The sequence below is a fragment of the Rheinheimera sp. genome, assembly GCF_965283995.1.
Classification (GTDB): domain Bacteria; phylum Pseudomonadota; class Gammaproteobacteria; order Enterobacterales; family Alteromonadaceae; genus Pararheinheimera.
Window position 1 is genome coordinate 38716 of the sequence record NZ_CBDIQG010000001.1, and the last position, 23788, is coordinate 62503.

35 protein-coding genes are annotated in these 23788 nt (G+C 49.9%); 17 read left to right on the forward strand and 18 right to left on the reverse strand.

Annotation, left to right across the window (positions count from 1 at the left end; genetic code table 11):
• Positions 1-23: 23 nt before the first annotated feature.
• The 15 genes from ACQ66Q_RS00195 to ACQ66Q_RS00265 form a co-directional block, all read right to left on the reverse strand.
• Positions 24-584, reverse strand: a complete 561-nt coding sequence (locus tag ACQ66Q_RS00195) for an ImmA/IrrE family metallo-endopeptidase (protein ID WP_430454928.1) — start codon at positions 582-584, stop codon at positions 24-26.
• Positions 585-596: 12 nt separating this feature from the next.
• A complete protein-coding gene (locus ACQ66Q_RS00200) occupies positions 597-953 on the reverse strand; it encodes a helix-turn-helix domain-containing protein (RefSeq protein WP_430454929.1) in 357 nt (118 codons plus the stop codon).
• 124 nt (positions 954-1077) lie between these two features.
• On the reverse strand, positions 1078-1290 hold the full coding sequence (locus ACQ66Q_RS00205; RefSeq protein WP_430454930.1) for a hypothetical protein: 213 nt from the start codon (positions 1288-1290) through the stop codon (positions 1078-1080).
• On the reverse strand, positions 1287-1472 hold the full coding sequence (locus ACQ66Q_RS00210) for a hypothetical protein (RefSeq protein ID WP_430454931.1): 186 nt from the start codon (positions 1470-1472) through the stop codon (positions 1287-1289). The genes ACQ66Q_RS00205 and ACQ66Q_RS00210 overlap by 4 nt, the downstream gene beginning before the upstream one ends.
• 3 nt (positions 1473-1475) lie before the next feature.
• Positions 1476-1622: a hypothetical protein gene (locus ACQ66Q_RS00215; RefSeq protein WP_430454932.1), complete on the reverse strand. Its 147-nt coding sequence runs from the start codon at positions 1620-1622 to the stop codon at positions 1476-1478.
• Positions 1619-2536, reverse strand: coding sequence for a DNA cytosine methyltransferase (locus ACQ66Q_RS00220; protein WP_430454933.1), 918 nt, complete (start codon positions 2534-2536; stop codon positions 1619-1621). The genes ACQ66Q_RS00215 and ACQ66Q_RS00220 overlap by 4 nt, the downstream gene beginning before the upstream one ends.
• Complete coding sequence (locus ACQ66Q_RS00225) at positions 2533-2832, reverse strand: hypothetical protein (RefSeq protein WP_430454934.1); 300 nt, start codon at positions 2830-2832, stop codon at positions 2533-2535. Before ACQ66Q_RS00225 ends, ACQ66Q_RS00220 begins: the two co-directional genes overlap by 4 nt.
• The gene (locus ACQ66Q_RS00230) at positions 2829-3011 is read right to left on the reverse strand and encodes a hypothetical protein (RefSeq protein ID WP_430454935.1); all 183 of its coding nucleotides are present in this window, start codon (positions 3009-3011) and stop codon (positions 2829-2831) included. Before ACQ66Q_RS00230 ends, ACQ66Q_RS00225 begins: the two co-directional genes overlap by 4 nt.
• 2 nt (positions 3012-3013) lie before the next feature.
• Positions 3014-4129 (reverse strand): DUF1351 domain-containing protein, encoded by a 1116-nt coding sequence (locus tag ACQ66Q_RS00235; RefSeq protein WP_430454936.1) that lies wholly within the window; start codon positions 4127-4129, stop codon positions 3014-3016.
• 11 nt (positions 4130-4140) lie between these two features.
• On the reverse strand, positions 4141-5070 hold the full coding sequence (locus ACQ66Q_RS00240; RefSeq protein WP_430454937.1) for a RecT family recombinase: 930 nt from the start codon (positions 5068-5070) through the stop codon (positions 4141-4143).
• A 25-nt stretch (positions 5071-5095) separates the two neighbouring features.
• Positions 5096-6016 (reverse strand): PD-(D/E)XK nuclease-like domain-containing protein, encoded by a 921-nt coding sequence (locus tag ACQ66Q_RS00245; RefSeq protein ID WP_430454938.1) that lies wholly within the window; start codon positions 6014-6016, stop codon positions 5096-5098.
• A 2-nt stretch (positions 6017-6018) separates the two neighbouring features.
• A complete protein-coding gene (locus ACQ66Q_RS00250) occupies positions 6019-6276 on the reverse strand; it encodes a hypothetical protein (RefSeq protein WP_430454939.1) in 258 nt (85 codons plus the stop codon).
• Entirely contained in the window at positions 6273-6608 is a 336-nt protein-coding gene (locus ACQ66Q_RS00255) for a hypothetical protein (protein WP_430454940.1), read from the reverse strand. Before ACQ66Q_RS00255 ends, ACQ66Q_RS00250 begins: the two co-directional genes overlap by 4 nt.
• 176 nt (positions 6609-6784) lie before the next feature.
• Positions 6785-7282: a hypothetical protein gene (locus ACQ66Q_RS00260; protein WP_430454941.1), complete on the reverse strand. Its 498-nt coding sequence runs from the start codon at positions 7280-7282 to the stop codon at positions 6785-6787.
• Positions 7283-7291: 9 nt separating this feature from the next.
• Positions 7292-7996 (reverse strand): LexA family protein, encoded by a 705-nt coding sequence (locus ACQ66Q_RS00265; protein WP_430454942.1) that lies wholly within the window; start codon positions 7994-7996, stop codon positions 7292-7294.
• 48 nt (positions 7997-8044) lie between these two features.
• Between ACQ66Q_RS00265 and ACQ66Q_RS00270 the strand changes: the two genes are divergently transcribed.
• From ACQ66Q_RS00270 to ACQ66Q_RS00280, 3 genes are all read left to right on the forward strand, one after another.
• Entirely contained in the window at positions 8045-8236 is a 192-nt protein-coding gene (locus ACQ66Q_RS00270) for a Cro/CI family transcriptional regulator (protein WP_430454943.1), read from the forward strand.
• 71 nt (positions 8237-8307) lie between these two features.
• Positions 8308-8754 carry a phage regulatory CII family protein gene (locus tag ACQ66Q_RS00275; RefSeq protein ID WP_430454944.1) on the forward strand — a complete coding sequence of 149 codons (447 nt, stop codon included), beginning with the start codon at positions 8308-8310 and terminating at the stop codon, positions 8752-8754.
• Positions 8747-8947 (forward strand): hypothetical protein, encoded by a 201-nt coding sequence (locus ACQ66Q_RS00280; protein WP_430454945.1) that lies wholly within the window; start codon positions 8747-8749, stop codon positions 8945-8947. Before ACQ66Q_RS00275 ends, ACQ66Q_RS00280 begins: the two co-directional genes overlap by 8 nt.
• Positions 8948-8953: 6 nt before the next feature.
• Here ACQ66Q_RS00280 and ACQ66Q_RS00285 read toward each other — a convergent pair whose 3' ends face one another.
• Entirely contained in the window at positions 8954-9307 is a 354-nt protein-coding gene (locus ACQ66Q_RS00285) for a hypothetical protein (RefSeq protein WP_430454946.1), read from the reverse strand.
• A 65-nt stretch (positions 9308-9372) separates the two neighbouring features.
• Between ACQ66Q_RS00285 and ACQ66Q_RS00290 the strand changes: the two genes are divergently transcribed.
• The 5 genes from ACQ66Q_RS00290 to ACQ66Q_RS00310 all read left to right on the forward strand — a co-directional run bounded on the left by ACQ66Q_RS00290 (position 9373) and on the right by ACQ66Q_RS00310 (position 12247).
• Positions 9373-10296, forward strand: coding sequence for a hypothetical protein (locus ACQ66Q_RS00290; RefSeq protein WP_430454947.1), 924 nt, complete (start codon positions 9373-9375; stop codon positions 10294-10296).
• 7 nt (positions 10297-10303) lie between these two features.
• On the forward strand, positions 10304-10915 hold the full coding sequence (locus ACQ66Q_RS00295) for a replication protein P (protein WP_430454948.1): 612 nt from the start codon (positions 10304-10306) through the stop codon (positions 10913-10915).
• 172 nt (positions 10916-11087) lie between these two features.
• Positions 11088-11261, forward strand: coding sequence for a hypothetical protein (locus ACQ66Q_RS00300; RefSeq protein ID WP_430454949.1), 174 nt, complete (start codon positions 11088-11090; stop codon positions 11259-11261).
• The gene (locus ACQ66Q_RS00305; protein ID WP_430454950.1) at positions 11258-11668 is read left to right on the forward strand and encodes a RusA family crossover junction endodeoxyribonuclease; all 411 of its coding nucleotides are present in this window, start codon (positions 11258-11260) and stop codon (positions 11666-11668) included. The genes ACQ66Q_RS00300 and ACQ66Q_RS00305 overlap by 4 nt, the downstream gene beginning before the upstream one ends.
• A complete protein-coding gene (locus ACQ66Q_RS00310) occupies positions 11669-12247 on the forward strand; it encodes a hypothetical protein (protein ID WP_430454951.1) in 579 nt (192 codons plus the stop codon).
• 81 nt (positions 12248-12328) lie between these two features.
• On the opposite strand, the gene ACQ66Q_RS00315 is transcribed toward ACQ66Q_RS00310, so the two are convergent.
• Positions 12329-13762 carry a hypothetical protein gene (locus tag ACQ66Q_RS00315; protein WP_430454952.1) on the reverse strand — a complete coding sequence of 478 codons (1434 nt, stop codon included), beginning with the start codon at positions 13760-13762 and terminating at the stop codon, positions 12329-12331.
• Positions 13763-14996: 1234 nt separating this feature from the next.
• Here ACQ66Q_RS00315 and ACQ66Q_RS00320 point away from each other — a divergent pair.
• Together ACQ66Q_RS00320 and ACQ66Q_RS00325 are read left to right on the forward strand one after the other, a co-directional pair.
• Positions 14997-16169, forward strand: coding sequence for a hypothetical protein (locus ACQ66Q_RS00320; RefSeq protein WP_430454953.1), 1173 nt, complete (start codon positions 14997-14999; stop codon positions 16167-16169).
• 156 nt (positions 16170-16325) lie between these two features.
• The gene (locus ACQ66Q_RS00325) at positions 16326-17390 is read left to right on the forward strand and encodes a hypothetical protein (RefSeq protein WP_430454954.1); all 1065 of its coding nucleotides are present in this window, start codon (positions 16326-16328) and stop codon (positions 17388-17390) included.
• 137 nt (positions 17391-17527) lie between these two features.
• Here the strand turns inward: ACQ66Q_RS00325 and ACQ66Q_RS00330 are convergent, their stop codons facing one another.
• Complete coding sequence (locus tag ACQ66Q_RS00330) at positions 17528-17905, reverse strand: hypothetical protein (RefSeq protein WP_430454955.1); 378 nt, start codon at positions 17903-17905, stop codon at positions 17528-17530.
• 47 nt (positions 17906-17952) lie between these two features.
• Here ACQ66Q_RS00330 and ACQ66Q_RS00335 point away from each other — a divergent pair, with 47 nt between their 5' ends.
• The 7 genes from ACQ66Q_RS00335 (at position 17953) to ACQ66Q_RS00365 (ending at position 23716) form a co-directional block, all read left to right on the forward strand.
• Complete coding sequence (locus ACQ66Q_RS00335) at positions 17953-18426, forward strand: lysozyme (protein ID WP_430454956.1); 474 nt, start codon at positions 17953-17955, stop codon at positions 18424-18426.
• 366 nt (positions 18427-18792) lie between these two features.
• Positions 18793-19059 (forward strand): Rz1-like lysis system protein LysC, encoded by a 267-nt coding sequence (lysC, locus tag ACQ66Q_RS00340; RefSeq protein ID WP_430458519.1) that lies wholly within the window; start codon positions 18793-18795, stop codon positions 19057-19059.
• Positions 19044-19259, forward strand: a complete 216-nt coding sequence (locus tag ACQ66Q_RS00345) for an HP1 family phage holin (RefSeq protein ID WP_430454957.1) — start codon at positions 19044-19046, stop codon at positions 19257-19259. Before lysC ends, ACQ66Q_RS00345 begins: the two co-directional genes overlap by 16 nt.
• The gene (locus ACQ66Q_RS00350) at positions 19259-19828 is read left to right on the forward strand and encodes a terminase small subunit (RefSeq protein WP_430454958.1); all 570 of its coding nucleotides are present in this window, start codon (positions 19259-19261) and stop codon (positions 19826-19828) included. Before ACQ66Q_RS00345 ends, ACQ66Q_RS00350 begins: the two co-directional genes overlap by 1 nt.
• 1 nt (position 19829) lies before the next feature.
• The gene (locus ACQ66Q_RS00355; protein WP_430454959.1) at positions 19830-21320 is read left to right on the forward strand and encodes a hypothetical protein; all 1491 of its coding nucleotides are present in this window, start codon (positions 19830-19832) and stop codon (positions 21318-21320) included.
• On the forward strand, positions 21321-23522 hold the full coding sequence (locus tag ACQ66Q_RS00360; RefSeq protein ID WP_430454960.1) for a portal protein: 2202 nt from the start codon (positions 21321-21323) through the stop codon (positions 23520-23522). It begins immediately after the preceding gene.
• Positions 23519-23716 carry a hypothetical protein gene (locus ACQ66Q_RS00365; RefSeq protein WP_377241373.1) on the forward strand — a complete coding sequence of 66 codons (198 nt, stop codon included), beginning with the start codon at positions 23519-23521 and terminating at the stop codon, positions 23714-23716. The genes ACQ66Q_RS00360 and ACQ66Q_RS00365 overlap by 4 nt, the downstream gene beginning before the upstream one ends.
• The last annotated feature ends 72 nt before the right edge of the window (positions 23717-23788 follow it).

Sequence of the window (23788 nt, forward strand, 5' to 3'; positions counted from 1 at the left end):
AAAGTAGCAAGCTTTTCAGTTTGCTACTTTTTTTCTTTGTTAACTTTGTCAAACCGTACTTCTGCCGACTTCATCGAAACACCAAATTTTTTGCAAACTTCATCAGCATTTTTGCATTTGGCTACTTCGTCAAATGGCATCAACAACTCAGCTGCAAAACAGTCGGCTTGCCATTCTGAGTCTTCATATACTTTATGCTCATCTAAACGCTCATCGGTCTTACCGCTTCTGGCATAGGAGCTCAGATTTCGATGCATGAATAGATGGCCAAGCTCGTGCGCCAATGTAAAACGGTCCATGCCATTGCCGCTTTCGGCACCTTCATAAACCGAGTTTCGCACTTTAATCTGAAGCCGGTCTGGGAACGTTTGTGCCAGGTCGTCTCCAAGCTCGCAGTCTTCGACTATTAACATGGAGAACTCCGGGATGGCTTGTGGAAGCGCTACATCAAGCAGGTAGAGCACGTCCAACTGTCCCCCCTTCGGCACATCCAACTGTTCGAACGCGTCCCGAAGTTTTGTCGTCAAGGCTCGGATCTTGGCGATACTTAGAGGCGGAACTTTTCTACCTTTTTTCCTTATCATCCCGAGTTGCTCCTATTTCGATAATATTTCTAATATTTTTTTAGCTTTTTCATCGGAGATCTGTGATGTTTCTAGTTTCCTAGCAAACATGGCAACAGCTTCCTGAGTTACATCACTTTGCGTTTTTGAATTTAAAACATGCTCTGACTTCGATCTGGCTGCTGCATCCTTTAACTTATCCGCTTCCGTGCTTGTGAGTTTCAGAAAACACACTACTGAATTCACAAGATCATTTGTCAGCTTCTTTTTGTTGTTCTCGACTGCGGATAGATAAGCAGGAGTAACGCCCAATCCTTGAGCCATTTCTCCAAGTTTCATATGCAAATCAATCCGGTACTTTCTGACCATTTGACCAAATTCGCTTAACATTTCCTTTCTCCAATTTCTTGATGCCCTGATATTGCTACCTACTTGGCGAAAATATTATTGACTGTTTTAGTCAATATTTCAATACCTATTTTTCATTATTGATTTCATTTCTACGGTGCTTTTACTACTCATTCAACCACAACCAAAGCCAGCCCCAGTAACACGCGATGGTCAGGAACCAGCCGAAGCCGCTGTAAGTCCGCTGATTGAGCAGACTCAGGTCGATACCGCGGCATAGTAGCCAGTTCAGCAGGATGGCGCACAGGTGCAGCGCGGCACCGATGCCGAGCCACACCAGCCAGCGGAATGCGCCGTCGCGTTCGAATAGGGTGGTCATGCATCCTCCTGTTTTGCTTTACTCTGAACCTGAACAACCACGCCATGCTTCAGCAGCTCAATGCGCATTTGCTCTGCAACCTGAACCAACTCCTTCGGTGAAAGACGGGTGTCGCCCAGCTTGAATTCCATGATAGGGAACGGCCCATGGTCCACCAGGTGAAAGCCTTCTTGCTTTGACATCACTCACTCCCAGGGCATCAAGCCCAATTCAGTTCGTCTTTTGTTCCAGCGCGCCACCATCAGATCGGCGTCGGCCATATCCTGTTCGTTTGGCTCGTCGCGGCACCGGTCCCAGGCGAGAGCCAGTGCCAGAGCCTCGACGGTTGTCATGCGGCCTTCAGCAACGCTTCAATGATTCGCTGGCCTGCCAATGGCGGAACTGCATTGCCAGCCATGTGAACTGTCAGCCTGTGGTTATTCGGGCGCTTGATATCGCGCGGGAAAGACATGGCCAGTAGGTTTTCTTCAGCTGTCAGCATGCGCATCCGGTTACCATCAACCACGGCCCAGCGGTCGCGGGTGGTGATGGTTCCTATAGGGCGCTGCAGTGACCGGCCAATTTTGGTGTTGCCGTAGTAGCTCATAACCAAGCGCTCGCCGTGAGCTGTTCGGCCATTAGCTACACGTTCCAAAGTCGCAGCGGCGCGTCCGGGTTTATCGACGGCTGACCAACGGCCGGCATTGAAATCTATGAAGCTGGTCGCCGGCACATGCTCAAACTTTGGCAGTTCCAAATACAGTGGCGCTTTGCTGCGGGTCGCGACGATAAACAGACGTTCGCGGTTCTGTGGTACGCCGAGATCTGCACAATCAACGGCGTGTGGCGTCAGCTGGTAGCCCAGCGCGTTCATCGCCGCCGCCCAAGCCAGATAGAGCGCCCAATCCATGAACTCAGGCACGTTTTCAATGATGGCGGCTTGCGGCTTGTGGAACTCAGCTGCTGACACCACAGCCCAAGCAGTCGAGCGGCTAGCGTCATGCTGTGGATTGCCAGATGCTTTACCGCGGGCTTTGCTGTGCCCCTGACAGCATGGACTGGCCAGCAGCAGGTCGTGGCTTGGCACCTTAGTCCAATCAGCTTGGAGTAAGTCCTGACAAGCGTGCTCTGTCTCTGGGTGATTGGCCGCATGCCACTGCACAGCATCTGGCCAATGGTTAGCTGCCCACAGAACTTGAACCCCAGCTTGTGCTGCGCCAGTGGACCAGCCGCCAAGACCGGCAAATAAATCGATGGCTGTTGTCATGCTGCCTCCTTCGGCTCTAACCGCACAGCCAGGAGCGGATAGTGTTGAAGGATGTCGTTCATGCGTACTGCGAACGCAAAAGCGATGTCGTAGTGGCGCACGTAACGGTTTTTTTGACTCGGGCCATCTGGCAGTAGCCAGGCACCTTCAACTTCACAAAAGGGAATGATGGCCAGACCGACCTTGATCGGGCTTCTGAATCGCAGCGCCAGTTGGCGCCGTTCTTCTTTGCTCAGCTCGAACTCTGTTTTCTCCGGCTTCTTGTTAAGGTGCCAGCTGGCTTTTGAACTGCTCATGCGGCCTCCTGAGTGGTTGAGCTTGAATTAGTCAGCCGCTGCAATTCTTCGACTGAATATTTCGGGGTTTTGAACTGAGGTAGGGCATGCACCCGGCCTTCGTTCCGCCACCGCCACAGCGTGATGCTGGACACGCCAAGCATTGCCGCCGCCTTCTTCTGATTGAGGATTAGTGCCATGGTTAAGCTCTCCAGAACACGTGGCCGGCGTGAACGATGCCGATTAAGCCATCTGATTTAGTGCGGATCCCATACTGCTGGCCATCAGCCTGCTGGGCTTTGATAGCGGCCTGAGCGGCTGAATCAAAGCTCGGTTCGTTTAGCTTCACCATGCGCTCGCTCATTGGTGCGTAGTACACCTTCAGCGCTTGGCCTTGTGGCGCTGCAGCTTGCTTAACTGGTGCCGGTGTTTGCTCCTGAGCTACTGGCGCAGCCTGTTGTTGTGCTGCCTGCTCGGCCTTTTCTTCAGCCAGTCGTGCGCGCTCATTGGCTTCGCGGATCCGCTGCTCTGCGACTTCCTGAGCCAAGCGCATGCGTTCTTGCTCCTGAGCCATCTGCAAACGCATTTGCGCTTCAGCCTGCTCTTGGCGCTGGACTTCAGACTGCAGCATGGTTTCCAGTCGCTGGCTGTAATCAGCTTCGGGTGCAAACAGGAACACTTCGACATGCGCCCGAGTCAGTGGCGCTTTCAGGCCGGCACGGTATGAGCGGTTTTCAAGCTCAGACAGACGCAGCTTGATGGTGTTTTCAGCGCCTTTATCATCCAGTGCGCGTGATTTGATATCGTTGCTCACTTTGCCGGTCAGCTTGCCGGTTGAAGTGATGCTGCCAAGCAGTACCAGATCATTGATGTTGGCTTTGCGGAACTCGGCGGATACATTCAGTGCATCCCATTCGCGGCCCAGAGCTTCGCCCAGCATGTTGCGGATGTTGTTCAGCGTTTCGGTTTCAAATACTGTGATTTGCGAGCCCAGCTTTTCGACACCGCCTTTGCACATGGCGATCAGCTCTTTCATCTGAGCGTCAAATTCTTTGATTGGTGCACTCACTGACTCGACAGCGACCTTGCGGCGTTTATCGAATTCAGTGGCGTTTTTGTTCAGCTCAATCTTCAGCTTTTTCGCATCAGCCAGTGTTTCGGCTGTGACTACAACGTCATACTTTTTCAGCGCTTCGGTCAGCGCTTCTTTGATTTCAACAAAGTTAACGCTGATCACTGCCGGCGTAGACTGCACACACATCAGTTCAGTGGCTGGTACTGGGCTTTCTTCATATTGAATGTTTTCAACTGCAGACATGGTGAGTCTCCTTAGTTAGCGTTAGAGAATTGGGCGCGGCGAGCTTTGTAGCTTTTAACCAGCGCAATGTAGTCGTGTGAGTTGGCGGCGAACTTGGCTTTCACCTGACCTTGCCAGTCGGCAAAGTGCTCAGCTTCGGTGCAGTCCAAAAGCATGGCTTCATACTTCTGCGCTTCTGGTGACAGGGCTGGTTCGTCATCGATGATCAAGGCGTCATCATCACCGGCGACCAGTTCTGCAACGGGTTCAACGGTCACTGATTGATTTGCAGCGCTGCGGGCTTTCAGCGAGCTGGCTAAACCGCTGGTGCGGTGCTGTGGTTGGGCTGCAGTAGCTGCAGATTCTGGTGATGGGTTGATGTCGCGCGGTTCAGCATCGCGCTCATACAACTCTTCTACTGAGTAGATGCCCATGATTGCGCCTGGCGCGTATAAACGGCCCCAGTTTTTCACCTGCAGATAGGCCATCTGCTGCTTTGGGTTGGTTTTCCACAGTGGGCTGTTTTTGGTTGTGATCTGGTCGATGCACAGCCATTCGGTCCATGCGATTTCAGCTTCGCCGGAAGGAATAGCACCGGCCCGGCATGACAGCTTGTTGCCATCGCCAGAGTATTCGTAGTGAAAGCGGCCACGGATGGCGCCAGATGACATCAGAACCGCATTCACCAGCTGGGCTTCATAACCCAGCGTGCCGTTCACCAGGTGAGTCTTTTGGCCTACTGCGAATGGATCCATACCCCAGCGAGCAGCCTGCATGACGATTGCCAAGCAATCTGAAGGTTTGCCCTGCAGGTGCTTTGGTACTGTACTGACGCCAGACGACATAACTTCAGCAAAGTGCATCATGGCGTTCATAGCGGTTGGGTTGGTCAGAATACTGATGGTATTCACTGCACTTACTACGTTTTCTGGCTGCGTTGCCAGTTGTGTTGCTGCATTCATGGTGCTTCTCCAGTAATTAAAAAAATCAGGCCCAGCGAGGGCGGGTCAGGGTGCGAACGTGCAGCCAGTCATCAGCCTGGCGGCATGCTGCGTATGCTTGTAAGTCGCGGCGATACAGGTCGTGGCCTTCCTGTTTCCAATCCGCAGGCAGGCGAACAACGTCGACGCCATAGCGACCAGCGCTGATTGAGCTGCTGACAATCAAGAAGAGGAAATCAGGGGGTTCGCCGAAGTGGTTGCGGTAGCCATCGGTGTACATGGCGTCCTGCACGTGGTACCGGAAATCAGACACATGACGGTCAAAGCGATCTAAGCCATCGACCTTTTTCACATCGACAACCAGCGGGCCCAGCTCAGTGATGATTGGCATGCGGTCAGGCCGGATCCGGCACAGCTCATTAGTCTCAGCGTCGTTCCAGTAAATGCTGGCTTCGTTGTGGCCTTGAGCTTCGAAAATCAGGCGTGCCACCGGGTGAGCCATCACGCTGTCTTTCATGATCCGCAGCTTGGCCGCATCTTCATGCGTCAGTGGCGTCATGCCATCGGCATAGGCTTTTGCAAGAAATTCGCTTTCAGCTTCACGGCCTGCTGTGGTGCGCCGGTTGAACTCCGGCGCTACAACAAAGCGCTTTTCGAACTCAGTTGGTTCCAGCAGTGCACAGTGCAGGGCGCTGCCTAAATCCAGCGCCTGCAGTGCCAGGTAATCCACCGGTGCTTGTTTGTGCCAGATGTAAGCTGATGGATTAACCGCAATCAGATCTAAACCTGATTTGCTGACACCTGGGCCTGAGTGGTAAGCCTCGTTGCTCATGGCGTAATAAATGCCGGTTCCGGCAAATTCTTCGCCATCAGCTTGCGGTGCCAGGTCCAGTGCATCATCTACAAAGACCAGTTCTTCTTCGTCGACGAATTGGATGTCACCAAACAGATCAAGTGGTGGTGTCATGGTTATGCGCTCCGGCTTAACAGTTGAACCGCATGCTGAACAGAGCTGGCGCGCTGCACGTTGCGCTTTTTCCAGCTGTTGAGTTCAGCAATAGTGATGTCGTGTTGGGCACGGAAATGCAGTGCATCAGCGGTAAGCGCAGAGACTTCAGCGTTACGCTCTGGGTTGTAATGCATGCGGTTTTCCGTCTGCTTGTCCTCAATGGCGAACAGCAGATTTTCGTAGTGGGCGAGTAGCGCCTGGCGTTCTAAATCGCTCATTGCGCACCGCCTTTGATGGTGCTGACGCTGATTTTGTGGAGGCTGATGACGTTGTCCGCAGTCACCCGGCGGATAGTTACACTGCTCATGTTGTGGTCAACACGAAGCACCAGACCATTCCCCAGCTCGCCAGCTCGGTTCATATAAGCCGCCTGAAACTCAGGCGATGGCAGGGCAGTGCAGAGGTGTTTCAGTAACTCCGCAGCACGCACTTGCACGCGCTGGGACTGACTAACCTTCTCGCCGGCAACTAATGCAGCCATGCGGAGGTTGGCCAGCAGCGTCAGTTCCGAAACGTGCTTTGTCCTTGTTGGGGTTTTGGTGTGCAACATTTCCTTTCACTCCAGTTCATTTGTGTTTAGCTGAAGTTTAGACAAATGAACTTTGCAGTCAATAGAAAATGTTCAAATAAATGAACTTTATTTGTTTATTTGAGTTTAGGGCTTGTTAGCTGCCGATGGTTGTTGCGATAAAGGGTAAATAACCAGAGGCGAGTGGTAGATTGCTCTCAGTTGTCCGGAGTTAGTTCTATTTCGTGAATCCACCATGATGTGATTTTTTCCTCATCTGACAAATTGAACTCAAAAAAACCTTGATCGGTTGAGCGAGGTTCAGCACCAACATAAGCTCTATACAGTCTTGGAGTGGTTGCGTCGTTAATCAGGACAGCTAAAGTCATGTAGGCAATCTTTCGTTGAGAGAGGTTGTGGAATTTAATTGTATGGTCTTTTCTAAAGCTTCCAGATCCTGGCATTAATCGATCGGGATTTTTAAAGAGAGTTTCGTCGATAACGATTTGTTTCAAATCATCTGCATTGATAACGTCGTACTTTGGTTTGACTGCTGGGAACTTAGCTCTACAAGCGCGTTTTATTTCTTGTGCAGCAACATCACTGGTAGTTCCCGTTAAACCACTTATAACACAGTCTTCATAGGTCTTTGCGCCGAACCAATCAGCGTTACTGGCAAACGGAGCTAACATTAAAAGCGCGAAAATCCCTTTCATAGATAATCCTTAAAAATCCAATATTACTTGTTTAACAACACCAACGATTGTGCAGTTCCCGTTGATTGGCATCATTGGGTAGTTGTGGTTAAAAGGCTTTAAATACTTCTGGCCGCCGTCAATTACAAGCTGCTTTAGCGTAGCTTCAGCATTGTCGTCCAGTCGAGCTACAACCACCTTGCCATGCTCTGCGGCTAGGTCAGGATCAACAATAACCACAGAGCCTTCTGGGATTGATTTGCCGCCCGTGTAACTCGTCATGCTGTCGCCCAATACGCGAAGAGCGAAGGCGCGTTCGCCAACATTGGCGGTGTGAGAGTAATATTGTGTTGGTTCTGCTAACTGTGACAAGTCCATCTCTAACCAGTTTCCTGCCTGGATCCATGATATGAGCGGCACACGGCCTCTAATATCTGGACCGAGTTGCAGCTCAACTGCTTTATCTGGATCGCCTTTTCCTTGCATCAACCATGTGTGGTTGCACCGGAGATGTTGTGCAAGCAATGAGGCGTTTTTCCCTGATGGCATGGCAATTCCGTTCACCCATTGGGACACAGTACCCTTGGATATTCCAAGTCTTGTTGCAATGTCCACCGCTTTAATTCCTTGAGCGAGCATACGCTCTTTCAATCTGGTTGAGAATGACATCCGTTCGGTCTCGGAGTTTAGATTTGTGTACATGATAATCGCCAATTGGTTTTGTTTTATTGACATCCCTAAGTTCACAAGACTAAACTTTGAGAGCAAAATCCGGAGGACGTTATGAAAACGAGCGATGTCGTCGCCTTTTATGGCAGTAAAACTGCTGTGGCTGATGCGCTTCAGGTGCACAAAAGTGCAGTGAGCAATTGGGGGGAGCTGGTCCCAAGAGGTCGCGCTTTTGAACTTGAAAAGCTGACCAAGGGCAAGTTGAGGGTTGATTTATCACTTTACTCTAAACAAAGGGCTGCGTAGGTATGAATTCTACTTTAATGCGGTTCAGTCGAACTAACCTGCGAAGACCAAGCCTTGTTACTCGCTGCCCATTGGCGGCGGCCGCATCCATCACTGATGACTTTAACGTTAGTGAGTTGTCGCGGCTGATGGGGAAAAGTGAAAAGACTCTGGCGGCGAAGTTATCAAACGATGTCGATACGCATCACCTTAATCTGGCTGAAGCCGTTGCGATCACCGAGTTAACCGGTGATGAGCGGATAGTAAAGGCCTGGGCGCTCAGTCTCGGCAAAGTTTTGTTCCAGATCCCACAAACTAGCCTTACAGATGACGAGTTTGCTGATGTGCTGCTGACTGTTCAGGAGGCATCCGGCCAGCTTGCATCAACCGTCAGAAGGGCGCGCGCAGACGGCATTATCAGCGAAAAGGACTATGCCAACATTCACCGTTCCACGGTAACAGCGATTGAGAAATTGCTGCAGCTGGACGCCGAGCTGAAAGCTCAGGTTCGTGCGTGGGGGAGTGATACGGATGTCTGATTTATTCGACCAAGCATCAGCCCTCGAGCAGCACACGCTGGAAGTCGCGCTGACTCACCGAAAACCAACCCTGAAAGATACCGGGCATTGCCATTGGTGCGATGAGCTGGTGCAGCCTGGTGCTCACTGTTGCGACTCCGATTGCAGGGATGATTTCGACCAATACCGCCGCAAAACGAACGGGGGATTTTGATGAAGCCTAATGTCTGCTTACAGCGCCAGGCGTCGGTTCCTGGATATCAGCGAGCGCCGGATAGTATTCAATTACGTAGCCTTCGCTCATTTGTCCTTCGAACACGGATATGGGAATTGCGGTGCCAAGCAAAAACCGATATTCCCGCTCATTTACTTCTTGATAACGAAGTCCGGTCAGTCGAACTAATCGGTCTGGGATCTTATGTCCTGTGGCTGGGTCTTCAAAAGCTGTGGCAACGAGCCACCACGCATCTTTGTACCAAATGGTATCGCAACGCTGCAAAAAGCCTTCATCGAATCCGGAGAAGGTTATGACTGTTTTAAAGAACTCCATTTCAAATATCTCACTGTTATGCAAACGACTAAATCCGGAGAATAGCGGTGCTTTAACGGTTAAACAACCGTTCCATACGGAGGCCGGTCATGCGTGATTACGGCAAAGTGCATTCGTCGTTTTGGACGAGCGATACCATCCGGGATATGTCTGAAGATGCCAGATACCTTGCTTTGTATCTGCTGACCAGCCCGCATGGGACTATTTCAGGGGTTTTTCGACTGCCTGATGGCTACGTTTGCGAAGACCTGCAATGGACTTCTGAAAGGGTTCGCATAACCCTTTTGGAACTGTTAGAGAAGGGTTTCGCTAACCGTTGCGAAACCACAAAATGGGTCTATATCTGCAAGCATTTTGAGTGGAATAAGCCTGAAAACCCGAACCAGCGGAAGAGTGCGAAGAAAATCGCTATGTCGATCCCAGACTCTTGCTGCTGGAAGCCTTTATTTATGCAGGCTTGGGCGGAATTCCTTGAAATTAAAGCTGAGGAAATCGGAACCCTTGCGGAACCGTTAGCGAACCCTTCCTTAACCAATAGCTATAACAGTAACAGTAATAATCTCTCTCTAAACGCGCAGACAGATTTTCCAGATCCGCTCGACTTCGACGAGCACGACCAGCCCGATAACTCCGAGCACCAATCCAGCCAATCCGTTGCAGCTGACTCCTGCACTGGCGAGCAACTCCGATTTACCGAACAGCACCTGCTGCTTGCTCGGACCACAGGCCTTGGAAGCGAATACTCCGACTCGGACATTCAAACCCGATTTGATTTGTTTCGTTGCTACAAGGCCAACGCGAACACCCTGAAAACTCAATCCGAATGGCTCAGCAACTGGCGCACCTGGTGCCAGCGGGAGAAAGTCAACCATGCGAAACAACCAAACCGTTCAGCTGGTAACGGCCGAAGCTCTGCACAACCTCGCAACGAATCCGGCACACAGCGAGCAATGCGACTTGCACAGGAAGCCTCCGAGCGACTTGCAAGCAACCAGACTGGCGAAGGGCACTGAAAAACTCATGGCGACGTTGCTTCCCGTTCTGACCACGTATCACCCGGTCTTTGCCAGCCAGTTCTGCCAGACCGATGAGCAGGCTCACGGCGTGATTGCGCAGTACGCCAAACGGATGCTGGACGAGTGTATCGACGCTGCAGGATTTGAACGCGGCATCGGGGCGCTGGAGAAGCGTGCGGCCACTGAGCGCTTTGCACCGAACCCGAGTGAATTCGCGGCGATGTGCAAACCGACACCCGCTGACCTTGGCATACCGGATTTTCGGTCGTTACTGGCCGACATCATCGCCGGCAAGCAAGCACAGCGCTTTGGTGAGGGCTATGTGTTCGCTCACCCACTGGCCCGGGTTATCTGCAGCCGCAAAGGCGATTTGATTTACACGCTGACCAGCATCGAGTTTGAAGATGCCATCCGCGCCGAATACGACCACTGGACCAAACGCCTTCAAGCCGGCGAACAACTGCCAGAACCGCAACTGGCTATCGGCCATGACCAGCGCCCAGAAATGCCGGCAGAGCTGAGACTTGCTCCGGTATCACCACTGGCAAAACGAGTTCAGGCGATGGCTGCAGAGGCAGCGCAGAGCAAGCAACAAAATCAACCGCAGATTCCGTAATAGAACCAAGGGCAGGCCGCAAAGAATGACTAATAACATCATCCGACGCAACAGGATGGAAATCAAAAATAACGAGGCCAGCGCAAGCCACAGCAAGCGAACAGGCACTCAGTAACTCACCTGTTGCGGGTGAGCGATTAGAAACGATTACAGAGCGATTTGGAGAGAGCAGATGAATTTAGAACAGCAGCAAAACGAACAAGCCGAGCCGGAACTGAGCTTTCATCTCAGCAACGCATTCAACGAACTGCAGGCAGGTGCCCGACTGTTGCCGGATTCTGACCCGCGTAAAACTCAGTTGGCTGCGCTGGCTGGTGCCGTGGGTGCGATTCGGGAGGTGGAATGATCGAACTCATTCTTCCTTTGCCACCAAGCCTGAACAGCTACTGGCGCAGCGCGACGACAAAAGTAAAACGGCCGGCACAGTTCGGTCGCCTGATGCAAACTGTCAGGTCGCCAATCACGGTCTACATCAGTGTGAAGGGCCAGCAGTTCCGCACTGACGTTATTGCTGCAGTGTTGCAGGCTCGGGCAAACAAGAAACTAACCGGCCGGCTTCAGGTTGATTTGGTGATTCACCCGGCTGATAAGCGCGTGCAGGACATCGATAACCGCATCAAAGCAACGCTCGATGCGCTGACACACGCTGGCGTCTATGCCGATGATTCACAGATTGACCGGCTGATAGTTTGCCGCGGTGACATCATCAAAGGCGGTCAGTGCCAGGTATTAATCACGGAATTGGAGGGCTGATTGATGGTGATGACAGTTGAACGAGTCTACACACGCCAGGTGCCAAAGAGCATCACCGGCAGCGAACTGATGTTTAAGAAGTCAGCCAATCCAATGACCGGCGAAGATGTGCTGGGCCTGCTCGGGCAAATCCAGCACCGGGAGCCAATCGGGGCGCTGATACTCGATGCGCAGATTGCTCAGGACAAAACAGCCCGGGCGAAGCTGGTTGGTGCTTTACAAGCCACGCTGGCAGCAATGGGCAAGGGGGATGACTTGGCCTATGCCATGGCTGAAGCCGCGGTGCATGAAGTCTGTGATACCAATATCTGCCACAAATGCCACGGCACCGGTCAGGTCTACAGCAAGAAGTTCAACCAGATTAACCAGTGCAACAAGTGCGAAGGTGTGGGCCGGATCATCCTCACTGAGGCTGCGCTACTGAGGTCAATCACCTTGCATCTGGCTCAGCCACTGACGAAGCAGGATTGGTTGAAGCGGCACTATGACGACTACATGGATGCCGTCGCTACGCTGCATCGGCATGCGAGTAATGCTGGCCATTGCGCTCGGACTTTGCTGGATGGAATAGGATGGTGAAAGTTTAATATAACATTAGCTCCACCATACTAAAATCTCGACGGCCTGCCCTTCAGGTTGGCCGTCGAGCGAGCTTACTTTTTATTGATATATGTCCGCGTCTTTACGCGTTTGAAATTTAGTTTGCCTGCAAACGAATTCTATGTGGATTCTGGCGGCGTGCGAGCCATATTGGTTCAATGCTTTGCTACACAAAGAAATTTCAGTTGAGCTATATGTTTTTACTGTGTCAAGGTTAATTGTTTCTCTTTGTGCTTGATAGACGCTGTGGTTGGTTGAATATTTACAAACGCTGGACACGCAGACTCTGATATAGCGATCGTGTGAATCATTTGCAATTTTTTGAAGTATATGGTGTGAAGGGGCGTAATCGGAATCATTATAGAAAAGTTGAATCCCACCTTTCCCTTTCCAACTGATAAGGTTTTCAGCTAGTTGAATGTCTGAGGTCGTTATGTCTTTAATATCAACAACGTTTGGATTTAACGGCGTTCCATTGTCTTTGCCGTGGGTAAATTTATTGTCGCTCTGTATATCTATATCCACCAAACCATAGTTCGCATGATGATAACCAAAACCATAGTCTTTATCTTTAAATTTATGAATTTGAAACGTTGAATCTTTAACCGTCACCTTCGCAGGGAGAAGTAAATTACTCCCTCTGTTGTTTATGCCTAAGAGGCTGTTAGCAGCAAACGCAGTTCCAGTTTTAATTAAAAAAACTGATTTTTCAAATTCAATGGTAGATTGTGCTGCTGGATGCGTAGTACCGTCCTTTGTTACGGGTTGGTTCGGGTTGATGGATATTGTTGGGTGTGTGTCATTTAGATTGTTTGTGAATATTTGATGAATGTGAGATTGTACAACCTTTGTTTTTGGGGAGCCATGGTTTTGTATGCAGAAGTAGTCGCATCTGAAGCCTGTTCTTTTGATGGTTGTATCGAATGAAGAATCCACGTTTAGTGAAATGTTTGGGCTTACTATTTCAAGGTGTTTCAACGTAATAAATTCACTGCCAGCAATCCTTAACGCTGTTCGGCCAGTCTCTATTGGGCTGCCTGTGTTTTCAGCGCGTATATAATAAATTGAGCTATATTTTGAGGAGTTTATCGTTAAGACTGCGCTTTTGCTAGAGTATCCATCACCTGCTTTAAAGTAAGGTATGCGTAGAAAATCCGGTTCATAGGAGTCAGACTTGAGGCTACCTCCATCGTATTCTTCGCCAAAAATTGAAACATTCATTAAACCATCAAAAACTACCGGGTAATTGAATTTCATCACATTACCGTCAACTAGTGGGTTATTGCTGTTTGCAGCTTGATTATTGGGGTTTTTTCGAGGTGAAATACACACCTCAGAATCAGTTATGTCTGTTTGTCGCACCGTATACTGCCCAGATGTTAAATACTTGTGCCAGTCGTCGCTATAGATAATCATGGAATCACTTGGGCACTGCAATGCAGCGTAGGCGTTGCTGCATAACAAAAATAATGCTGAAGATAAAAGCCTTTTCATTCAAAACATCCTTCTTTGCTGTTAATTTAATTGGTTAAATGTTAGCAATGCTAACGGCTTATATTTATCTTAAACTGCTTTTATTGCAACAAATATTTGACTTGATTCTCATCCACTTCTTAGGTGTGCGGAATGGATTCGTAGCTCACTTCTAAAGCATTTCAGCGGGCAAAGAAGGCCAGTTTTCAGAGTTTGGTGACATATGTGGCAATTTATGAGTTTGGAAAGATACCGTTGCTGGCGAGTAAGCAGATTGATAGCTCTGGATGGATATGAGGCTTGGCAAACCGAGGTTGTTCAACATGTAGAATGTCATGGTGTTCCGGCAACAAAGAAGCCCGGCGAACCGGGCTTCTTCTACATGTAGAACATTTATCCTATTGGATGGCCGTAGTACAACACCCCGAGTGCCAGTAGTATTTGAGGCAGGTATTTAAGAATCAGCTCCAGAATGCCTTTGTCAATTTTGCCCTTTTGAGGCTTGATGACTGGTGGCGATAGCCGTTTCCGATGTTTTGGTTTACTCTTCTTCATGAATATCTCTCCGACTGGGATTGATGTTTATGGGTTACAGGCGTTCGCGCGCCTGTGACCCGACTTTGCCAGCATAACCCTGGCGCTATTTTCTGTTGTCGCAATTTTTCTGTTCCTATGAAAATCATTTTACCTCGCTTAAAAACGTCGAAATTTCTCTGGAAAAAATCTTTATGGCTGAGCCACCTGCAAAAGGATAAGGCCAGCGCTATTTTTCAGAACACGTCAGTGAAAATATTTTTCTACCCAATTTTACTTGAGACAAAACTCCAAAATTTGAGTGGTAAAAATAAATCCTGATTGCCGTTTCTGACGAACGAATGGTGGCATCACGACAACAGTCCGGCCAACTTATTTCCGTTGCCCTTGCAACAGCACCACAAGCTTTTCCGGTTGCCAATACTATTTATTAGACGCTTCTGGTGGTATTCGATTATCGTTGCAGCCCACCGCGGCAACGCGCGAATGGAATAAATTCACAATTCTGCTACACCTAAAGCCTGACCACTCGCCGGAGCAATTGAATGCTCTTCGAATCCATCCCTCGCGGCAGTCTTGCCGCAACACTCACCGCAGCTGACATGCTCAGCCGGCTTGAATCATGCCCAACTAAATCAACCGAACTGCGCCATGCGGTCGCCGTGGTCAGTGGTCATATGATGGATCCGTATCGGTATGTTGGGCGAGCGGAGTTGGAAAGGTGCAGCAATCTGGTGGCTTGGCTTTATTTGGGGTAAATTCGGGGTTGGTTTGTTTTTTTCAGGGATGGGTTATGAGTGAGTTTTTAACTAGTTTCGGTGAATGGCGATTTGGAGGCTGGCTAGTTATTGCTTTAATTATGTGTGGGGTGCTGTTTTGGCTCAGGCGTAAATACTTGGATAGGAAAATCAGTGAAATTAATTCGCAAGTGTTCAAAGAACACAACGACAATCCTTTCGAGAGAGTATCGGATATAGCAGATGAAGTGACCAGACGGTCGGAAGAGATTAGGTTTTTTACCAACATCAAATACTCACTCATCGCTTTAGTTGTTGCTTTAGGTGGCATTTACATCGCTTTTTTTTCATTGCGGCTACCAGTTAGCTCATCGCCAGCTGAATGGGGCCAGATGGGCGATTTCTTCGGCGGCATGCTTAACCCAATACTGGCATTTGCTTCTTTCATTGCACTGCTTTACACCATCCGGATTCAGTCTGAAGAACTGAGATTGACCAGAAGGGAGTTTGAAAAGTCGGTGAAAGCTCAGCAACGTATCGCTGAAGAGTCAGAGAAGCAATTAAGTCAGCAGGTTCTTCTTGAAGATTACCGCTATATCTCTAATAAATTGAGAACACATGTGGCTGCAGCTAAAGAGCTGCTTGTGAAAAACATTCCGCACAATGGATTTCCAATAGGCTCGACGCCGCCGGGGAGTATCGGCGAACTAGTGACAGCGCTAGGTTACGCATTCTACGCGACACAAAAAGATGAGCCTGAAGATATAGAGTCATGTTTTGAGAGGGCTAGAGTTGCCCACCGTAACAAATGCGAACCCCAAAACCCAATAGACCTTAAGTATTATGTTGCGCAAATTGATGGGCTTCTATTTCCCTATTTAAGTATGGCATTGGAGCTTGTTGATATAATTGATGCGCATTCTGACATTGGCAAGCATGTGAAGTTAGAGGAGGTTCAGCAAAAAATCAGGCTTGCTGATTCTAGTAGCGCAATCTATTTAGTCGCGTGTGCGTATATTTTGGCTCGGACATTTACTCGATTTAGTAAGCAGTTCAATTACAATCATTTCACTTTTAAAGACGAAGGGCGTCGGCTGCTTTTCAAAAATGCTTTGGTCAACTTGCGTTTGCCTTCGGAAGCGCTTAACTCTCTGTAAATAAAGCTTATTATTTACCAAGGATCGGATTATCCCACCCGAAGACAAAATTAACCCGGCTTCCCGCTGGGTTTTACTTTTTAGAGCTTGTTAAGGTTAAATTCAATTGCACTCACAATCGGGACGCTGGTAGGGTGAGGTTTTTAGGGAGGGGTTATGGGTGAATTTATAGTTGCTGGCTTGGGCAATTACAGTTGGGTATTTGTCTGTCTATTTTTATTAGGATGGGCATTGTTACGTTGGGCGCATTATCTGCTGAATAGAGCGACACTCAAGCCAAGATTTAATCCTAACAAAAAGAGATCAATCTCTAAGAAGTTCGATTTCTATTTGCGCTATTTTAAGCGAGCCACTACAGGTCGTAATTACGAAAAGACTTCCACAAAATTAGATATCTACCTTTTTTGCGTATTTATTGGAAGTATCGTCCTGGTGCCAATAGGGTTATTCCTGGATGGCACTCGAAGCTGGTCTATTAGTCCCGACCCAATGGAGTGGGGAGTGGTAGGAGATTTCTTCGGTGGAATGCTGAACCCAATTCTCGCATTTGCTTCATTTATCGCTTTATTATATACAATAAAATTGCAGACGACGGAGATGGAATCAACCCGGCTGGAAGCACAACTGAGTCGAAAATTACAAGAACAATCTACTAAGCTGGCTTTGGAAAATATTGAACAGCAGAGAAGTGTTGAGTTGCATTCTGGCTTGGACAGACTATTCAGTGGGTATCTGGTCGACATTCAAAAGTACCATTCTGGAAATGGAGATTTTTCCAAATCATTAGCCAGAGTTTTTATGAATGTCTATTATGATTTCGATGCAAAAAGAGTTGAGTGCGAGCAGAATCTAAACTTAACAGGCTTGGGTATCTATACTCAATATTTAAGTGATGCAGTAAGTGGGGAAGTGTCAAAAAATCCGGAGTTAGTTATCACTTCGGCTGATTATTGGTATGTTACCAACCGAGCGTTACATGTTTTTAAGAAACTTATAGATTTATCTCATAAAATCGATGGGTTTGAAGCCTATGTTGAGTGCTATGGCGCTGAAATGGTGCGTCATTGTCTTTTGTCGAATTTGTGCTTTTCAAAGGGGGATCCCCCTAAACCAGATTTTTTTGAAGGTTATCCAATTTTAGTGAATCGATACCAAATGCTATGTAAAGTTTTACATCTTCGACATACCAAAGATGGTCATTTTACTTCTTTACAGCCTTGACACCTCAAAAAACTAGCTTATTATTTCGCAATCATCGGAGTTTTATGCCCGATGTGAAAACAACCCCGGCAATCGCTGGGGTTTTTGCTTTTTACCGTCCTGTTTTCTACACCCAGAACTTCTTCACCCCGGTCTGTTTACTCAGCCGGGGTTTTTTCATTCTGGGCCGCTGGTAATTCGCACCAGGCGATTGGCCAGCCGGAATCGAGGACAAGGAACACAGAACTTAAGTTGCTGAAGTAAGCGCCGAGCATCAGCGTTTGCTTGCAGTAAGAGACAAAACCAGATCCCAGAAAATCATCACCAGGGCAGAACGCAGAGATGCCCTCGATTTTCACGCGCTGGAAGCTGTCGCCAACCATCGAGATATCCACGAACCCGCCGAAGTGAGTGGGTCTGAAGTCATCGCGCAGCCTGACATCAACGGTCTGGCCGCATGCGAGGCTTTTACCTGCAACAACGTGCGGGGCGAGCGTGATAACGCCGCGGTTAAATCTGCGTCTGATGGCTGGCATGTGATTAACTAATGACTGTATATAAATACAGTATATCAGAGCGCCAAATGTCCACCCAGACCAAACTCGCATCCCGCGGCATCATCGGTGCCGTGGCTCTTTCTGCTGCGGTATTAATCATGCCGTGGGAAGGGAAAGAGAACGAAGTTTATCTGGACCCAGCAAACATCCTAACCAGCTGCTACGGCCACACCGGGCCGGAGCTGAAGCCGGGCATGAAGTTCACCGACGAACAATGCCTTGATCAAATCGCAGCTGACCTGAGCAAACACAACCGGCAAATGTTGGCGGTGGTGCAAGTGCCGCTCTCCGAAGGTGAGCACGCGGCTTACCTGTCCTTTGTGTACAACGCCGGCGCTGGCCGGTGGCAAACATCCACGATGCTGCAGCTGCTCAATCAGGGCAAGCGCAAAGAGGCGTGCCACCAACTCATGCGCTGGGTTTACATCAAGGGGCAACAATCCAATGGCCTAACGAATCGGCGCAGAGCTGAGGCCAAACTTTGCATGAGGGATTTGTAATGCGTTCATACTTTAAGACCGGTCTGCTGGCCGCAATCTGTTTATCCGTTCTGGCCCTTGGTGGCTTTTCCGTACATCAGTCAATTGAGCTGACACAAGCTCAGGCATCGCTGGAACTCAAAGACGCCACGATTAAAACCCAATCCGACTCGCTGACTGAACTGTCTGCTGCTGTTACTGAAATCTCTGACCAGGTTGATGGCCTCGTCACTCAGGCCGAACTGGTGGCCGCACTCAACGCTGACCATGAGCGCAATAAGCAGGCGATCGCCGACACAGGCAACGACTGGCTGACCAACTCCAACAAACTGCAGGTATCAGAACATGAACCAACTCGCACCTGGACTGCTGTGCCTTTGCCTGATGATGCTCGCCGGTTGCTCGTCAACGCCAGCGCCAGTGGTCAAAACGGTCACAGTAAGCAAACCAGTTTACGTCCTGCCACCTTCAAACATGATGGCTACTGGTTGCCCGCTACGGCCATTTAACGGCACCACAAATCTGGACCTGCACCGGTACACCCTTCAGCTCATTACGGACATCAAAATATGCAATCTGGAATCCGAGCAGTATCAGCAGTGGCGGAGCATTCAGGTATGCATGACGGAACCAGACTCATGTCAGAAAAAGTAACGGCTGGAGGCTCTTACATTGCTGCCGGAGCAACAACCGGTGTCGGCCTGCTCAGTTTGTCTGAGTGGGCTGTGTTGATCGGCATTCTGGCAACCATCGCAACCTTTGTTCTGAATTACGTGGTGCAGGTCCGGAAGCTGAAAATGGATGAGCGCGAGCACGAAGCACGAATGAAGCAGTACGAGTCTGAGGCTGACTGATGCCACGCGAACGCAAGATGCATGGTGCTAACGAAGAGTTAAGCGCCAAAGAGGTGCTGTTCGTTCATCACTACGTGATCAATGGGCGAAACGGCGGAGCTGCCGCCAAGTCTGCCGGCTACGCGCCTGCCTACGCCCACATTCAGGCAAGCAAGATGCTGGATAAGCCACGGATTAAAGCGGCGATTGATGCACTTGTTGGGCCTACGTTCAAAAAGCTGGAAGTTACTAAAGAACGGATCCTCGAAGAACTGGCGCTCATAGCCTTCTCTGATATCGGTGAAGCATTCAATGCTAATGGCGATTTGCTGCCAATCCACGATATGCCAGAAAGCATCCGGCGAGCTCTGTCTGGGATCGATGTCGACATGCTTTTTGAGGGGCGCGGCGAAGACAAAGAGCATGTGGGGTTCACCAAAAAGATCCGCACATGGGAAAAGACCAAAGCAATCGAGCTGCTCGGCAAACACCTGAAGATGTGGACCGATAAGGTCGAAGTCACAGACGATAGGCCCAAAGTGGTCCGCCGCGATTTAACAGGCAAAAAGAAACCAGCAGGTAGCGAATAGTGTGCAGACCACCTATGAGTTCGTTAGCTCTGCGCAGGGTGAAACACTTGCTCAGTACAGGCAATCTCGCGCCCGTGTAAGTTTCATCATGGGGCCGATCGGCTCCGGTAAAACAATCGAAAGCTGCCAGCGCGTATTTGACCAAATCTGCGAGCAGGCACCGAACAAATCAGGCGTGCGAAAGTCCCGCTGGATAGCAGTGCGAAACACCTATCCGGACCTGAAAGGGACCACCATCAAGGACTGGCGCGAACTCTACGACAATGAAGAGGTGAAGCTCGGCAAGTTCAATATGGACTTTCCGCCGACACATAGCCTCGACTTTGATTTAGAAGATGGCACCCGAGTCGTTGCTGAAGTCGTGTTTCTGGCACTGGATCGGCCCGACTCAGTGCGCAAGCTGCGCGGCCTGCAAGTCACAGGCTTTTGGCTCAACGAAGTCAAAGAGCTAAGCAAAGCAGTTGTCGATATGTGTGATGGCCGGCATGGCCGTTACCCGGACAACTGCAGCTGGCACGGCATGATAGGGGACACCAACGCCCCAGACACTGACCACTGGTATTACGAACTCGCAGAGGATGTGAAGCCCGAGGGCTGGCTATTCCTGCGTCAGCCTGGTGGTGTGTTTGAGACTGTGATCGGCACCGGCCACAACCGCAAATCGGTATGGCAACCAAACCCGAATGCCGAGAACCTGAACAACTTGCCCGAAGGTTATTACATCCGGCAGGTACAGGGTAAAAAAGACGACTGGATCCGCGTCAACCTCGGGAACCTTTACGGCAACGTGAGTACCGGTAAGCCGATTTACGGCGGTACCTGGAATGACATCAGGCACATTGCCAAGCACCCATTAGCTCCAATACCACGGCATCAAACCCTGATGCTGGGCTTTGACTTTGGACGCACGCCGGCTTGCATCGTCGGTCAGCTGATGCCAAACGGCAAGCTGCGCGTGATTGAAGAACTCATTGCTACCGGCATGGGGATCCGCAAGTTCATGGATGAAATGGTGATGCCGGCACTGAAAACCAGATATGCTCGGTTTCCACTGTCACGCATTCAGGCGTTTGGCGATCCCGCAGGCATTGCCAAGAGCGGCAACGACGAGAACAGCCCCATCGGCATTCTGGTTGATGAATACAAACTCAATGCTTACCCGACAGCCAGCAACTCACCAGAGCGGCGCTGGGAAGCGGTGAATTACTTCCTAACCAACGACATCGACGGTCAGCCTGCTTTTGAACTCAGCCCTGAATGCAAGGTGCTGCGCAAAGGCTTTAACGGTGGGTACCAATTTCGCCGGATCAACTCCAGCGGTGAGCGATACACCGACACGGCAGACAAAAACAGTTACAGCCATCCGCATGACGCCTGCCAGTACTTGGCCCAAGGCGCACAAGGCATGGTTGATTACGCATGGCGCGATAAGCACGACGAGCTAATGCAAATGAATCAAACCTCCGGACGCGACAGGAAAACGGGTTACTAAATGTCAGATAAGCAGGTAATGAAGCCGGGCCCGAAAGTCTATGGCCACGAATACAACCCAGAGAGCAAGCTGGATGTGTTGGCGCAGGATTTAGAGCGCAAGCTGTCTGACACCATTTTCGAGCGCGCAACCATTGACCATCGCATGGTTGAAGATTTGCAGGCGTATCACGGTGTCTATCCCAAAAAGGAATCTGAGGACCGAGAAAACGCTGGCCGCGCCAATACCAATGTGAAGCTGACCAGAGCGAAAACAAACGCTGGTGAAGCACAGCTGGTTGATTTGCTGTTTCCGAATGACGACAAAAACTGGGGCATCCGGCCAACGCCGGTACCAGAGATTTCGAAGCTGCTGAAAAACGACGAACCTGAAATAGTAGACGGCGAACAGTACGCCGACGAGCAAGGCAATGTGATCACCAAGGGCATGGTGGCCAAGCGTAAGCAGGAGCTGCTCGACGAGCGGTGCCAAGCTATGGAAGAAGAGATTAACGATCAGCTGGTCGAATGCTCTTACAACTCGAAGGCGCGCCAGGCTATACATGATTCGTGCGTGATAGGTACCGGCATCCTCAAAGGCCCGGTGGTGGTCGGTAAACTCGACAAGGTTTATTTAGAAACCGCACCGGGTGAATTTACGCTGGAAATGAAAGAGTCATTCCGGCCAGCGGTTGAAGTGGTGCGGCCTTGGGACTTCTTCCCGGATATGTCGGCCAGCAGCATTGATGAAGCGGAATTTGTATTTGAACGCCGCTACATGAGCCGGCAACAGCTGCGTGATTTGACTCGCCGCAAAGGTTTCCCGAAAGCTCAGATTGACCGCGTGCTACAAATGAATGCGAACCAAACGCAGCACAACAGCACCTATCAGGATGATGTGCGCCAATTGGCGGGCTTGTCTGACACACTGAACGATACCCGTTATGAAACGTGGGAATACCACGGCCCTATCTCTTATCAGGTGCTGGAGCAGCTGGGCGCTGTAGAGCCATCTGAGGGCGACAATAGCCAAACGGAAGTGATTGCCACGGTGTTCTATTGCGGTGGCATCGTGCTTGGCGCCAGAACTCACCTGATGGAGTATGAGAACTACCTGCCATACCGCGTGTTCAATTGGGAAAAAGACGACAGCTGTATTTTCGGAATCGGCATTCCGCGCATGGCAAAAGATGAGCAGGCGATCATCAACTCTGTTTGGCGCATGATTTTGGACAATGGCGCCATCACTGCAGGCCCGCAAATCGGCATAAATCCAGAAGCAATGGAACCCGCAGACGGCAGCTGGGCGCTGAAGCCGTTCAAAGTCTGGAAGATGAAAAAGCAGTATCAGGATATTCGCCAGGTATTTAGCTCATTCGAATTCAAATCAAACCTGAACGACCTTTCAGCCATTTATCAAACGGCCCGCGTGCTGTTCGATGAAGTGGTTGGTATTCCAATGTTGGGTCAAGGTGAGCAAGGCCAGAGCACGCAAACGCTTGGGGGCATGTCCATGTTGATGAATGCCGCCAACACAGTGCGCCGGCGTCAGGTGAAGTCATTTGATGACGACATCACATCACCGCTGATTAAAGACTTCTACCACTACAACATGGAAAACTCGACGAAGCCTGATATCAAAGGCGATTTCCAAGTGGATGCGCGCGGCACCAGTGCATTGCTGGTTAAAGAAACGCAGTCACAAGCCATTGCCAACTTCATCAATATGGCTGGGAACTCAGAGATATTTGCCCCTGCACTGAAAATCAAATCGCTGGAAATCCTTCGCCAGTGGGCCCGCACGCAGAGCCTGCCCGCTAATGTCGTGCCTTCTGATGATGAGTGGAAAGACTACCTGAAACGGGCTGAAGAACAGGCGCAGAGCCAGCCGCAAGACCCAGCAATGGCTGTCGAACAGCTGCGCGTGCAACAGCAGCAAGTCAAGTTCCAGCATGAAACCCAGATTGAGCAATTCAAAGCGCAGCAACGCCAGCAGGAAATGCAGTTCGAGGCCGGGCTGAAGCTACAACTGGCATCCTCGCAAGAGCGCATTGAATTGGCAAAACTGGCTCAGGAAGATAAACACAACACTGAAAAACTGATGACCGAGCTGAAGAAAGTGCAGACAGATCACGCAGCCAACTGGCAGCAGTTCATGGCTGAAGTGCAAATCAAAAAACAAGCCGGCCTCACAGCTAACTTTGGCCTTGGTGGTGTTGCATGACACACATCGATAATCATGTTGCAGGCCGCATTTTCAAAACCATCGAAGAGACTCGCGCCAGCTTGCTAGAGCAGTTAGTTCACAACATGGATCCGATTGATACCGCATTGCTGCGAGGCCGGATCCAAATGCTTGATGAACTACTTTCCGAATACAAGGCGCAAAAAGCCAAAACAGAATCCGGCACTCAGTAACCACTGACTGCCCAACAAACCCACGCATCGTCGTGGGTTTTTTTATGACTGCGATTTAGGTCGCACTCAACC

Bases quoted from the DNA above. Each gene is read 5' to 3' on its own strand.
- ACQ66Q_RS00195 (WP_430454928.1), bottom strand. From the start codon at position 584: ATGATAAGGAAAAAAGGTAGAAAAGTTCCGCCTCTAAGTATCGCCAAG.
- ACQ66Q_RS00200 (WP_430454929.1), bottom strand. From the start codon at position 953: ATGTTAAGCGAATTTGGTCAAATGGTCAGAAAGTACCGGATTGATTTG.
- ACQ66Q_RS00205 (WP_430454930.1), bottom strand. From the start codon at position 1,290: ATGACCACCCTATTCGAACGCGACGGCGCATTCCGCTGGCTGGTGTGG.
- ACQ66Q_RS00210 (WP_430454931.1), bottom strand. From the start codon at position 1,472: ATGTCAAAGCAAGAAGGCTTTCACCTGGTGGACCATGGGCCGTTCCCT.
- ACQ66Q_RS00215 (WP_430454932.1), bottom strand. From the start codon at position 1,622: ATGACAACCGTCGAGGCTCTGGCACTGGCTCTCGCCTGGGACCGGTGC.
- ACQ66Q_RS00220 (WP_430454933.1), bottom strand. From the start codon at position 2,536: ATGACAACAGCCATCGATTTATTTGCCGGTCTTGGCGGCTGGTCCACT.
- ACQ66Q_RS00225 (WP_430454934.1), bottom strand. From the start codon at position 2,832: ATGAGCAGTTCAAAAGCCAGCTGGCACCTTAACAAGAAGCCGGAGAAA.
- ACQ66Q_RS00230 (WP_430454935.1), bottom strand. From the start codon at position 3,011: ATGGCACTAATCCTCAATCAGAAGAAGGCGGCGGCAATGCTTGGCGTG.
- ACQ66Q_RS00235 (WP_430454936.1), bottom strand. From the start codon at position 4,129: ATGTCTGCAGTTGAAAACATTCAATATGAAGAAAGCCCAGTACCAGCC.
- ACQ66Q_RS00240 (WP_430454937.1), bottom strand. From the start codon at position 5,070: ATGAATGCAGCAACACAACTGGCAACGCAGCCAGAAAACGTAGTAAGT.
- ACQ66Q_RS00245 (WP_430454938.1), bottom strand. From the start codon at position 6,016: ATGACACCACCACTTGATCTGTTTGGTGACATCCAATTCGTCGACGAA.
- ACQ66Q_RS00250 (WP_430454939.1), bottom strand. From the start codon at position 6,276: ATGAGCGATTTAGAACGCCAGGCGCTACTCGCCCACTACGAAAATCTG.
- ACQ66Q_RS00255 (WP_430454940.1), bottom strand. From the start codon at position 6,608: ATGTTGCACACCAAAACCCCAACAAGGACAAAGCACGTTTCGGAACTG.
- ACQ66Q_RS00260 (WP_430454941.1), bottom strand. From the start codon at position 7,282: ATGAAAGGGATTTTCGCGCTTTTAATGTTAGCTCCGTTTGCCAGTAAC.
- ACQ66Q_RS00265 (WP_430454942.1), bottom strand. From the start codon at position 7,996: ATGTCAATAAAACAAAACCAATTGGCGATTATCATGTACACAAATCTA.
- ACQ66Q_RS00270 (WP_430454943.1), top strand. From the start codon at position 8,045: ATGAAAACGAGCGATGTCGTCGCCTTTTATGGCAGTAAAACTGCTGTG.
- ACQ66Q_RS00280 (WP_430454945.1), top strand. From the start codon at position 8,747: ATGTCTGATTTATTCGACCAAGCATCAGCCCTCGAGCAGCACACGCTG.
- ACQ66Q_RS00290 (WP_430454947.1), top strand. From the start codon at position 9,373: ATGCGTGATTACGGCAAAGTGCATTCGTCGTTTTGGACGAGCGATACC.
- ACQ66Q_RS00295 (WP_430454948.1), top strand. From the start codon at position 10,304: ATGGCGACGTTGCTTCCCGTTCTGACCACGTATCACCCGGTCTTTGCC.
- ACQ66Q_RS00300 (WP_430454949.1), top strand. From the start codon at position 11,088: ATGAATTTAGAACAGCAGCAAAACGAACAAGCCGAGCCGGAACTGAGC.
- ACQ66Q_RS00305 (WP_430454950.1), top strand. From the start codon at position 11,258: ATGATCGAACTCATTCTTCCTTTGCCACCAAGCCTGAACAGCTACTGG.
- ACQ66Q_RS00315 (WP_430454952.1), bottom strand. From the start codon at position 13,762: ATGAAAAGGCTTTTATCTTCAGCATTATTTTTGTTATGCAGCAACGCC.
- ACQ66Q_RS00325 (WP_430454954.1), top strand. From the start codon at position 16,326: ATGGGTGAATTTATAGTTGCTGGCTTGGGCAATTACAGTTGGGTATTT.
- ACQ66Q_RS00330 (WP_430454955.1), bottom strand. From the start codon at position 17,905: ATGCCAGCCATCAGACGCAGATTTAACCGCGGCGTTATCACGCTCGCC.
- ACQ66Q_RS00335 (WP_430454956.1), top strand. From the start codon at position 17,953: ATGTCCACCCAGACCAAACTCGCATCCCGCGGCATCATCGGTGCCGTG.
- lysC (WP_430458519.1), top strand. From the start codon at position 18,793: ATGCTCGCCGGTTGCTCGTCAACGCCAGCGCCAGTGGTCAAAACGGTC.
- ACQ66Q_RS00345 (WP_430454957.1), top strand. From the start codon at position 19,044: ATGTCAGAAAAAGTAACGGCTGGAGGCTCTTACATTGCTGCCGGAGCA.
- ACQ66Q_RS00350 (WP_430454958.1), top strand. From the start codon at position 19,259: ATGCCACGCGAACGCAAGATGCATGGTGCTAACGAAGAGTTAAGCGCC.
- ACQ66Q_RS00360 (WP_430454960.1), top strand. From the start codon at position 21,321: ATGTCAGATAAGCAGGTAATGAAGCCGGGCCCGAAAGTCTATGGCCAC.
- ACQ66Q_RS00365 (WP_377241373.1), top strand. From the start codon at position 23,519: ATGACACACATCGATAATCATGTTGCAGGCCGCATTTTCAAAACCATC.